Source organism: Vibrio sp. 10N.286.48.C11, from assembly GCF_041469805.1.
GTDB classification, from domain to species: Bacteria; Pseudomonadota; Gammaproteobacteria; order Enterobacterales; family Vibrionaceae; genus Vibrio; species Vibrio crassostreae_C.
Genome location: NZ_JBFRLK010000021.1, coordinates 56,804 through 67,230 on the forward strand (window position 1 = coordinate 56,804; position 10,427 = coordinate 67,230).

A 10,427-nucleotide genomic window follows, 5' to 3' on the forward strand; every position below is an offset into this window, starting at 1 on the left:
TTGAGTTGATGAGCTTTAGCAAATTGCGTTAATGCTGAGTGTTGTTAGCGAAAAGGGAATAAATATAGGGAGATAAACGATGCAGAATAGAGCCCCTGATTTACTCATACACATGATGAGATTAACTATCTTATTAACCCTTACCGTGATCGTGCTCGGCGCTTATACACGTTTGTCTGATGCTGGTCTTGGCTGTCCTGACTGGCCAGGGTGTTATGGGAAGATCACCGTTCCTTCTGATGCTCAAGCAGTGAATCAAGCCAATCTGCAATTCCCTGAGCGAGCTCTTGAAGCAGATAAAGCCTGGATAGAGATGATACATCGCTACTTTGCAGGAACATTAGGACTGCTCATCTTTGTTGTTGTAGCTTGGTGTATTAAAAAGAACATCACACCAGTTGGTCTTCCATTACTTATCTCTGCCACTGTGATATTTCAGGCTTTGCTTGGAATGTGGACGGTGACTCTCAAGTTGATGCCCGTTGTGGTTATGGCACATTTGATGGGGGGCTTCACGCTACTGTCGCTGTTGTGTCTGCTCTACTGTCGTTTGTCTCAATTTCAAAGCCGTTTTGGTGAGGCTACGTATACTTCGTCACTTAAGGCTTGGGCGCTGTTCGGGCTACTAATTGTGGTCGGGCAGATACTGCTTGGTGGTTGGACATCGTCGAACTATGCCGCGTTGGTGTGTACACAGTTACCCATATGTGAAGGTAACTGGATGAGCTATCTCGACTTCAAAAATGCGTTCGATTTTGCTCAACACGGTCATGACAACTATGAGTTTGGTGTGTTGGAATATCCCGCAAGGCTCACCATCCATGTCATGCACAGGTTAGGGGCTATTGTGGCAACGTTGACGGTGCTGATGGTCGTGTATCAGCTATGGAAATTTGGCCAAGTGCCTCACCAAAAGCTGAGCGTGATTGTCGCAATAGTCTTGGTTACTCAAATCAGCCTTGGGATCAGTAATGTATGGTTTCACCTGCCAATCTCAGTCGCGGTTTTGCATAACCTAGTCGCAGCGATGTTGCTCATCAGCATGGTGGTGACCAATTTTGTCGTGTGGCAACGCAAACCGAGTGAGAGCTTGGTCAAGAACAGTGTATTACAAGGAGGTAATCATGGTCAGTAGAACGTCAACACAACATGGAGTGGTGGTTCAAGGAGTAGCCTCAACTCCTAAGATAACAGCTAACAACGACATCGCTTTAAGTAACGAAACAGCAGCAAAAAACAAAGCTGTTTGGAAGGTCTATTTAACACTGACCAAGCCGAAAGTGGTGGCTTTGATGCTGCTAACTGCATTGGTTGGAATGTGTTTGGCTGTGCCGAATGAATTGCCTTTACAGCAAACTCTGTTCGGGATGATTGGGATAGGGTTAATGGCAGGTTCAGCCGCTGCATTTAACCATTTGATCGATAAAAAGATCGATGGACAAATGACTCGAACCAATCGACGACCTTTACCATCCGGTGAACTGAGTAGTGTGCGTGTATTCAGCTTTGCTGCGGGTATTGGGTTACTTGGCTTTGTCACGTTAGTGGTGTGGGTCAATCAAATGACTGCGTGGTTAACTTTTGCAAGCTTATTAGGCTATGCGGTGATTTATACCATGTACTTGAAGCGAGCGACGCCACAAAACATCGTGATAGCAGGGATAGCTGGCGCAATGCCTCCGCTATTGGGCTGGACGGCAGTCACCAACGAGCTTCATTCAAATGCTTGGTTGTTGGTGATGATCATCTTTATTTGGACACCTCCGCACTTCTGGGCGTTGGCAATTCATCGTCGTGACGAGTATGCCAAAGTGAACATCCCCATGCTGCCTGTGACCCACGGAATCGAATACACCAAGACTTCTATTTTGCTTTATACCTTGTTGCTTAGCATCGTGTGTATATTGCCTGTATTGGTCGGCATGAGCAGCTGGATATATCTGAGCGCTTCATTGGTACTCAACGGTGGGTTTATTTATCACGCTTGGGTACTGAAATATCGTGATGAGCCTAACATGGCGATGAAGACCTTCAAGTTCTCTATTTATCATCTTATGATTTTGTTTGTTGCTCTTTTGGCGGATCACTATCTACTTTGATAACCGCATTTCTGCTGTTGCTGAATAAGAAAACGGATGCTTTGGGCATCCGCTTTTGTTTGGCTAATTACACAAGCTCACCTACTAGAAAGTGAGTATCTGCGAGTCATTAGTCCACTTTGTTCCAAGCATCTTGCCAGTGTGAACCGACACCTGGTTCGTACTGAGTTGCTGTTGGAGCCCATTGAACACAGTAACCAGAGTATGGGAACTCTTTACACTGATAAATGCCACCATCGCTGCTTAGTACTTTAGTACCGGCTGTGTAAGACTCAATACTTTCTGGGAATACGAAGTCGTAATCGCCCGCAGGTGGCGGTGTTTGCTCGTCCATGAGGTGGAAATCAAGCGTGTTCTGATCCACTAAGTTACCTTGGTCATCTTTCGTCACAACCACAAGCATGTGGTGGCCTGCTTCAGACTTAGAAAGAGTCAGTTGAATATCTTCAACTTGTCCATCGGTTAACTCTGATTTCTGAGAGGCAAGTGCCTCACGGTGATGGTTGTACACGGTCAGTTCTGCTTGAATGTCGCCTGTTGCCGCTAACGTAAGATCAAGCTGAATAGGTTGGCTCTCGTCAATAATGTATTCTGACTCTAGACCTGTTACTTCCAGCTCATGTTCTGGTTCTGGAGTATCGATCTTGTAGCCGATCTCTACACTGTTAAAGTCAGAGCCTGCTTTTAGATATACAGGGTTAGTGCCGTAAATTGGTGCGAAATCACCTTGGTCGTTCAATTGACCTGCTTTGATTTGCGTCTGCTCTTGATTGATCTTAGAGGCAAGTGCGTAAGACCAGTTGTTTGCTTTGCCTTGCTCTTTGGTCTCAATCACCAGCTCAGTGCTGTATGAAGCATTCTCACCAAATTGGTCAAACACACGAGTGTAAACCGCATCACCAATGTTCAAGTCTTGAGTTGGGTTGATTTGACCGCCTTGATCCCAATCAGGAATGATAGGGCCGTCGCCATCAAACTTCACATCAATAACGTTGTAGAAAGCTGCAGCTGTGTCACCCACATCCCACACTGCAAGGATCACTTGATAGCCTTCGCGCTCTGGTACATTACATAAGTGACTTACTTGCATTGGTGGCTGTTCCATATTGCCTTCAACAACACAGAATGGCGTTAAGTCAAAAGAGCTGCGTGCTAAAGGTTGGTTCGGGTTCCAATCTGGTTGAGTAATGTAATATTTCCAATCGCGGGTTTTGTGGTTCGCTGTGAACGTCCACTCAAAGTATTGAGATCCAGACTTGATAGGACGTTTAACCCAGCGATCTGCTTTTTGCTCGTCTAGTGCTGCTGCTAAAGAAGATTGGGCGCTGGCAATTTTTCCGTCAACAGGGCCGACTTCAGGGAAGCCTTCAGGGCCTTCCACACTTTGAGGTTCGTATTGGATACCACCACAGTTGGTGTTTTTCTGTTGTGTATCACTCGCTGGGAACTTACATAGTGCGACACGGCTTTCTGCTACACCATTGTTGTATGCAGAGACATAACCATGACCGAAGCTAGCACCGCTGACGCTAAGTAGCGATAACGCGATGAGTGATTTTTTTGGGAGTTGTTTCATTATTTGTCCTTACTGTATTTGGCCGACAAAAAAGAGAACACTCCGGCATGCATTTGCACTTAAATTCTATTAAGTGGCGGCCCCGCTATCATAGACAGAATATTTGTCGACAGACCGGTGGCTTTGCGTCCTATTCTTTCAAATAGTTTGCCAGAAGTGCGTTTGAGCAAGCGAAATGTAGCCAACCAGTTTTATAAATGCGAATCAATAGATTGAAATGTGGAATGCCAATCTCGAACTTTTAATTCTTAATACAAATTAACTTGCTATATGTTTAGTTCGTTAATGTATAAATTATTGATATAAACAAAGAAAGCATTTGCTCTAATCGATTTTGTGAATGGTTTTGAGTTGTTGCGTTTTGTTCTGCAGAACAATTGCGCGCATATCAAAACCAAACCTTTGGTTTCCACTAACCAAACCCTGACACGGCATGTATGAAAAGCCGGACAATTAATTGGTATGAATTATATAAAGGAGCTGTCATGGAATTCACTGAACTAGATAGAGACGCGTTGTATCAGACGTGGATGTCACAAAAATCGAGAATGCGGATTACGCAGATGGAGTTTTCAAAAAAGCTAGGAATGAACCAACTTGATTTCTCTAGAGTGCTAAGAGGGGAGACGCCTTTAACCATGTCATTCGTGAGTCACTTTTGTCGTTTGCTTCATTTAGAGCCAAGGAACGTATTTCCTTCACTTAAAGAAGGCAATGAATCAGGGCCTAAAGTGGTTTATCTGAAAAGTAGAATGAGTGTCGATGGTGAGATCCAAAATGCCTATATCGAAGGGAATCAGGTGATTGTAGAGTATGCGCACACTGTGCAACATGACTAATTTTAGAGCTAGCTCTGAGTTTTAACCCTTTTTTCTACAATCTTTCGACATAGGGTATGGCATACTTAATTGGATTCTTCTATTTAATTTAAGTGCGCTATGAAACCTTTTAAACTTCTCTTGCTTGTTGCAACCAGCATTTTTTTGTTTGGTTGTGCAGGCGGTCCAATTAAAACCGCCTGCACAACCAAATTCACCAGTTATGAAGATTTTCAACCAGGTCCAGATGGTGGTGTTGACTTAGTTTGGGCCAGAATCGGCCTGCGTGACACACAGCGTTTGAAAGGTAAGTTGGACGACTATGACTCAGTAGTGATCGACCAAATTTTTGTTTTAGCAGAAGAAGGTTCGTTGGATCAGGAAGAGATTCAGGAACTCACTGAGCACATGGTTGAACGCTTGGAAGAGAAAATATCGCCTCATAAAACGATTGTCGATGAACCTACAGGAAAAACGCTCCGCTTGAGTATCGCTCTGAGTAACGTTGAAACGCCCAATCCGATCTTAGCTGTAACGAGCAGCGTTCTGCCGTTTGGCCTTGCGATGTCAACCATATCTAAGGTCACGACTGGTGAGCACACCAATGTTGGGAGTGCGAGTGTAGAGTTATTGGTCAGTGATGCTCAAGAGGGCACACCACTGTTTGCAGCCATCGACCGTGAAGCGGGTAATAAAGACTTTTCAACCATGATTGACTCTCTGGATGATGCCAAAGATGCGATCAACTATTGGGTCGAGCGTTTAGGTGATACTCTACAGAACATAGATGACGCATAGAAAGAGCGAATAATGCTAGAGAAAGAGAACCTGATTAAGTTGGCTCGAATGCAGATGCCATTTGGAAAGTACGCAGGTCGTACACTGATTGACTTACCTGAAGAATATTTGCTGTGGTTCGATAAAAAGGGATTCCCGTCTGGTGAACTCGGCGACTTATTAAAACTGTGCCTTGCTCTGAAAATTGAAGGGCTTGATAGTGTCGTCAAGCCATTGAAAAGAATGTAATTAAATAAAAGCTCACGCTGATCTCGTGAGCTTTTTTGTTTTTAAGTTCGACACAATTTCACATGCATGATGAAGCTTGAAGGATGGATCTTCTTACCTTCCTATAAAATACGCAATCGATAGCGTGTAAATAATGATATACAGGGTGTTATAAATATAAAACACAAAAAAAATTGCGTTTATTTTCAATTAGTGATTGAAACTGGAGTTTTTACTAGTTAAGTTACAGGGAACAAGAAGATTAGTGCTGATAGAAAGTGACGTGAGACAACGTACATTCAGCTCAAGGATAGAAAAAAGGAAGAAGTAAGCAATGTTCCAGACTGATGATGTAAGAATTAACAAAGTAAAAGAGTTATTACCCCCTGTTGCTGTTTTAGAAAAGTTTCCAGCGACAGAAGTTGCTTCTTCTACAACCTTTGAAAGCCGCAAAGCGATCCACAATATTTTAGAAGAAAGCGATGACCGCTTGCTTGTTATTGTAGGCCCATGTTCTATTCATGACACAGAAGCCGCTCTTGAGTACGGTAAGCGCTTGAAAGTGTTGCGCGACGAGCTTGGCGATAACCTTGAAATCGTAATGCGTGTTTACTTTGAAAAGCCACGTACAACCGTTGGTTGGAAAGGTCTAATCAATGACCCGTACATGAACGATACGTTCAAGCTAAATGATGGTCTTCGCCTAGGTCGTAAGCTACTGCTTGACCTAACTGACATGGGAATGCCAACAGCAAGCGAATTCCTAGACATGATCACGCCTCAATACGTTGCTGATTTAATCAGTTGGGGTGCAATCGGTGCACGTACTACTGAATCTCAAGTTCACCGCGAACTGGCCTCTGGTCTATCTTGCCCAGTTGGTTTTAAGAATGGTACTGATGGCAACATCAAGATCGCAACAGACGCAATCCGTTCTGCAAGCGCTTCTCACCACTTCTTATCGGTAACTAAGTACGGTCACTCAGCTATCGTTGAAACAGCAGGTAACCCTGATTGTCATATCATCCTACGTGGTGGTAAAGAGCCAAACTACAGCGCAGAACACGTTGGTAAGATTAAAGAAGAGTTAGCAGCTTCTGGTCTTCCACAAAAAGTGATGATCGATTTCAGCCACGCAAACAGCTCTAAGCAGTTTAAGCGTCAAATGAACGTATCTGATGACGTAAGCGCACAAATTTCTGGTGGCGACAAAGCTATCTTTGGTGTGATGATTGAATCTCATCTTGTTGAAGGTCGCCAAGACCTGGTTGAGGGCAAAGCTGCAACGTACGGTCAATCTGTTACTGATGCGTGTATTGGTTGGGAAGACACTGAAACAGTACTTCGCCAGCTGGCAGACGCTGTTGAAGCTCGTCGTAACAAATAGACTAATTACAGTCAGCGATTAAGCTACTGAAAATTCAAAGCCCTTAGTTAGCAACAGCTAATAAGGGCTTTTTTGTGGATCTTAGTTGAAAACTGTAAGTGTCTGTATTCTTAAATGAGAAAAGACAGTAGCTCGTCGACTTTAAGTGACAGTAAAGCTTTATCTTGTTTGGTTTCAACGTTAAGGCGTATTAATGGCTCGGTATTGGACTTTCTTAAGTTGAAGCGCCATGAGCCCATATTCATGCTGATTCCGTCTGTGTGATCGATCTCAACGGCATTATCTTGGTAGTGCGATAACACGCAAGCCATGACCTGCTCTGGGTCTGAGACTCTTCGATTGATCTCCCCGGAAGAGGGGAATCTATCTATACTAGTACTCGTTAATTGGTGAAGAGATTGTTGAGTTTTTGACATCAGTTCAATAACCAGTAACCAAGGAATCATGCCTGAATCGCAATATCCGAAATTACGAAAATAATGGTGTGCGCTCATTTCGCCACCATAAACGGCATTTGTTTCACGCATTTTCTCTTTGATAAGTGCGTGTCCCGCTTTAATCCCAATCGCTTTGCCACCATGTGTGTTGGCGACTTCAACGGTGTTCCATGTCATGCGCATGTCGTGCAATACAGTCGCTTTAGGTTGTTTAATCAAGAATGCTTCAGCAAGTAACCCAACAATGTAATAACCCTCGATGTAATTGCCTTGCTCATCAAAGAAAAAGCATCGGTCGAAGTCTCCATCCCAAGCAATTCCAAGGTTGGCAGAATGCTCTAAAACGGCATCTCGAGTGGCTGCTTGGTTCTCTCTAATCAAAGGGTTTGGAATACCATTTGGGAAGTTTCCATCAGGGTTATGATGAACTTTGATGAAGGTGATAGGGACACCGAGTTCGTTAAATTTATTATCTAAAGCATCAATGATATGTCCTGCAACACCGTTCCCAGCATTAACCACAATCTTCATCGGTGACAGCTTTGATGGGGTTATGTACGAGAGTAGGTGCTCGACGTACGGAGCAAGAATACTGTTCGATCTACTAGAGTTACTTGGTTGTGCATGAACGAACGGTAAATTGCAGTTCAGCTCTTGATTAAGTTCTTCAATGCGTCGTTTGATTTCATCTAATCCACTGTTTTTACTGATAGGGCTAGCGTCTACACCGACCATTTTCATGCCGTTGTAATTGATTGGGTTGTGGCTGGCTGTGATTTGTATTCCGCCAATCGCTTTTAGGTAACGAGTCGCAAAGTAGACCTCTTCAGTGCCAGTCATACCTAGATCAATGACGGTAATCCCTGACTCGATTAAGCCTTTGGTCATGGCTTCTTGTAATGACAGGGAGGTTTTGCGGTTATCACGACCAATCACTACCTGCGCCAAACCATCGAGTGAGGTTTCAGGCTTAGCGGATAGGACGTATTCGCCAAATGCCTTACCGAGCAGGTAGGCGAGTGGCTCATTGATTTGTTTACCAATGACGCCGCGGATATCGTTGTTCTTAAAGCAGTTTAGGTCTAATGTTGGTTTCATCGATTTGTCGCTGCTTTATTTCGTTTGGTTGTGCTTTGATGAGTGGACTTGTTGCTTGCGCACGTCTCGCCCATAACTGTCTTGATATCGAATGATGTCTCCTTCACTTAAATGACTGCCTGTTTGTACTTCAATCATCTCGAGTGGGAGATCCCCTGGGTTCTCTAGGCTGTGAATATGACCTAAAGGGATGTAAGTGGATTGATCTTCTTCAACCAGATAGGTTTTCTCATTGTTGGTCACTTTCGCAGTACCCGCCACGACTACCCAATGTTCCGCTCTATGGTGGTGCATTTGTAACGACAACTTGTGACCGGGTTTAACGGTGATACGTTTAACTTTGTCGCGCTTGCCTAGGTCGATAACATCATATTTACCCCAAGGTCTAAACACCTCACGATGATGTACATGTTCTGTGCGACCCGCTTGATTTAGTTGACTGACAATCGATTTAACACCCTGAACCTTGTCTTTATTTGCAACCAATATAGCGTCTTTGGTTTCGACAATAATCAGGTTGTCGACACCTACCGTCGCAACCAGCTTATTTTCAGCATGGATGTAGTTGTGTTGAGCGTCGACGGTTAACACATCACCTTCAATGACGTTATTGTGCTGATCTTTTTCGCTTACATCCCAGATCGCGGACCATGAGCCAATATCGTTCCAGCCGACATCCATCGGGATCACCGCGGCGTGCGAGGTCTTTTCCATCACGGCGTAATCGATTGAATCACTTGGACTGCTTTTGAATGCTTCAGCGTCTATACGGATAAAGTCGAGGTCGGTATTTTGCGTTGCAAGAGCGAGTTTACAAGCCGCTACTATCTCAGGGTGGTGTTCGGCGAGTTCTTCAACATAGCGCGATGCCTTAAACATGAACATGCCACTGTTCCATAAGTATTGTTCTGAGCGGATGTACTCTTCTGCTGTTGCTGTGTCTGGCTTTTCTACAAAGCATTCTATGGCGAAGGCGTGATTGATTGGCTGCTCTGTTCCATTAGTATCAGTTTGAGCACTGGAGGAAAGAGGCTCTCCCTGCTTGATATAGCCATAGCCAGTCTCTGGGGAGCTAGGTGTTATACCGAATGTCACCAGCTTGCCTTGTTTTGCATAATCAACACCACGACTAATCGCTTGTTGGAATTCAGAGGTTTTCGCGATGTGGTGATCAGCAGCCAGCACTAACAAGATAGGGTCGGATGCGCTTTGTTCATTAAGCGGTGGTTTACTTAAAGCCTTTAGGGCGGCAAGCGCAATGGCTGGGGCTGTATTTCTACCGACTGGCTCTAGCAGAATACCACTATGTTGAATGTTAGCTGATCGAGCTTGTTCAGCGGCAATAAAGCGATGCTCTTCATTACAGATAATGAATGGGGCATCGCATTTACTATCCATCAAGTGCTCTTCAAGGCCTTGCAGGCGTTGAAGTGTGTGCTGAAGCATTGACTGCTCGCCGGCAATATTGAGAAATTGCTTAGGGTAAAGCTCGCGAGACAGTGGCCAGAGACGACTTCCGGAGCCGCCGGCTAGAATGACAGGTAAAATCATAGCGTGGTAATTAGGTGCATTTGAATACTTGCGCCATGTTACCACGCTTCACTCTGTTTATTTATCGATAACCAGTTTACTTATCATTAACTAGGGCGTGTTGATCTTTGCTGTACATTTCGTGTTCAACAATATATCGGTAGCCACATTAACATGAATGCCAGCGATAACATGCTGGCATAATTCCTTTCTAGCTTGTCATATCTACTTGAAATTGCTCGATAATGCTTAATTCTCCCAAAGGCATTTTCGACCAAGTGACGATACTTGTATAGACACCAATCCATACTGTCTTTGTCTATATCCTGTCCGTAATTGCGTTTAGCAATTACCGTTTCTCCGCCACGTTCCTTAACAAAAGTACGGAAAGGTTCGCTGTCATATCCTTTATCACAAACGATGGTATTAACTTCATCGAGTTGCTCAACTAAGCTTTCGGCATGCACTATATCGTGG

Annotated in this window: 10 protein-coding genes and 1 riboswitch; of the genes, 6 read left to right on the forward strand and 4 right to left on the reverse strand. The window is 44.1% G+C overall.

The window, feature by feature from the left end; all coding sequences use genetic code 11:
* Positions 1-79: 79 nt before the first annotated feature.
* Together AB4209_RS07740 and cyoE are read left to right on the forward strand one after the other, a co-directional pair.
* Complete coding sequence (locus tag AB4209_RS07740) at positions 80-1,135, forward strand: heme A synthase (RefSeq protein ID WP_372055436.1); 1,056 nt, start codon at positions 80-82, stop codon at positions 1,133-1,135.
* Positions 1,125-2,099 carry a heme o synthase gene (gene cyoE / locus AB4209_RS07745; RefSeq protein ID WP_372055437.1) on the forward strand — a complete coding sequence of 325 codons (975 nt, stop codon included), beginning with the start codon at positions 1,125-1,127 and terminating at the stop codon, positions 2,097-2,099. The genes AB4209_RS07740 and cyoE overlap by 11 nt, the downstream gene beginning before the upstream one ends.
* A 109-nt stretch (positions 2,100-2,208) precedes the next feature.
* On the opposite strand, the gene gbpA is transcribed toward cyoE, so the two are convergent.
* Positions 2,209-3,675 (reverse strand): N-acetylglucosamine-binding protein GbpA, encoded by a 1,467-nt coding sequence (gbpA, locus tag AB4209_RS07750; protein WP_372055439.1) that lies wholly within the window; start codon positions 3,673-3,675, stop codon positions 2,209-2,211.
* 72 nt (positions 3,676-3,747) lie between these two features.
* A riboswitch (cyclic di-GMP riboswitch) is annotated at positions 3,748-3,837 on the reverse strand.
* Positions 3,838-4,160: 323 nt separating this feature from the next.
* On the opposite strand from gbpA, the gene AB4209_RS07755 reads away from it, so the two are divergent.
* The 4 genes from AB4209_RS07755 (at position 4,161) to aroG (ending at position 6,885) form a co-directional block, all read left to right on the forward strand.
* Complete coding sequence (locus tag AB4209_RS07755) at positions 4,161-4,514, forward strand: hypothetical protein (protein ID WP_017066796.1); 354 nt, start codon at positions 4,161-4,163, stop codon at positions 4,512-4,514.
* Positions 4,515-4,613: 99 nt separating this feature from the next.
* The gene (locus AB4209_RS07760; protein WP_372055441.1) at positions 4,614-5,291 is read left to right on the forward strand and encodes a DUF3313 domain-containing protein; all 678 of its coding nucleotides are present in this window, start codon (positions 4,614-4,616) and stop codon (positions 5,289-5,291) included.
* Positions 5,292-5,303: 12 nt separating this feature from the next.
* A complete protein-coding gene (locus tag AB4209_RS07765; protein ID WP_004730103.1) occupies positions 5,304-5,519 on the forward strand; it encodes a DUF3820 family protein in 216 nt (71 codons plus the stop codon).
* 313 nt (positions 5,520-5,832) lie between these two features.
* Positions 5,833-6,885 carry a 3-deoxy-7-phosphoheptulonate synthase AroG gene (gene aroG / locus AB4209_RS07770; RefSeq protein ID WP_017061746.1) on the forward strand — a complete coding sequence of 351 codons (1,053 nt, stop codon included), beginning with the start codon at positions 5,833-5,835 and terminating at the stop codon, positions 6,883-6,885.
* 110 nt (positions 6,886-6,995) lie between these two features.
* Here aroG and AB4209_RS07775 read toward each other — a convergent pair whose 3' ends face one another.
* The 3 genes from AB4209_RS07775 to AB4209_RS07785 all read right to left on the reverse strand — a co-directional run.
* Positions 6,996-8,420, reverse strand: coding sequence for a phosphomannomutase CpsG (locus AB4209_RS07775; RefSeq protein WP_372055443.1), 1,425 nt, complete (start codon positions 8,418-8,420; stop codon positions 6,996-6,998).
* Between the two features lie 15 nt (positions 8,421-8,435).
* Complete coding sequence (locus tag AB4209_RS07780; protein ID WP_372055449.1) at positions 8,436-9,971, reverse strand: mannose-1-phosphate guanylyltransferase/mannose-6-phosphate isomerase; 1,536 nt, start codon at positions 9,969-9,971, stop codon at positions 8,436-8,438.
* A gap of 125 nt (positions 9,972-10,096) precedes the next feature.
* A partial coding sequence (locus AB4209_RS07785) for a transposase (protein WP_372055445.1) occupies positions 10,097-10,427 on the reverse strand: 331 nt, incomplete at its 5' end.

What these genes read in the sequence shown, in the direction of transcription:
- gbpA (WP_372055439.1), bottom strand. Translation starts at nt 3,675, where the DNA reads ATGAAACAACTCCCAAAAAAATCACTCATCGCGTTATCGCTACTTAGC.
- AB4209_RS07760 (WP_372055441.1), top strand. Translation starts at nt 4,614, where the DNA reads ATGAAACCTTTTAAACTTCTCTTGCTTGTTGCAACCAGCATTTTTTTG.
- AB4209_RS07780 (WP_372055449.1), bottom strand. Translation starts at nt 9,971, where the DNA reads ATGATTTTACCTGTCATTCTAGCCGGCGGCTCCGGAAGTCGTCTCTGG.
- AB4209_RS07765 (WP_004730103.1), top strand. Translation starts at nt 5,304, where the DNA reads ATGCTAGAGAAAGAGAACCTGATTAAGTTGGCTCGAATGCAGATGCCA.
- cyoE (WP_372055437.1), top strand. Translation starts at nt 1,125, where the DNA reads ATGGTCAGTAGAACGTCAACACAACATGGAGTGGTGGTTCAAGGAGTA.
- AB4209_RS07755 (WP_017066796.1), top strand. Translation starts at nt 4,161, where the DNA reads ATGGAATTCACTGAACTAGATAGAGACGCGTTGTATCAGACGTGGATG.
- aroG (WP_017061746.1), top strand. Translation starts at nt 5,833, where the DNA reads ATGTTCCAGACTGATGATGTAAGAATTAACAAAGTAAAAGAGTTATTA.
- AB4209_RS07775 (WP_372055443.1), bottom strand. Translation starts at nt 8,420, where the DNA reads ATGAAACCAACATTAGACCTAAACTGCTTTAAGAACAACGATATCCGC.
- AB4209_RS07740 (WP_372055436.1), top strand. Translation starts at nt 80, where the DNA reads ATGCAGAATAGAGCCCCTGATTTACTCATACACATGATGAGATTAACT.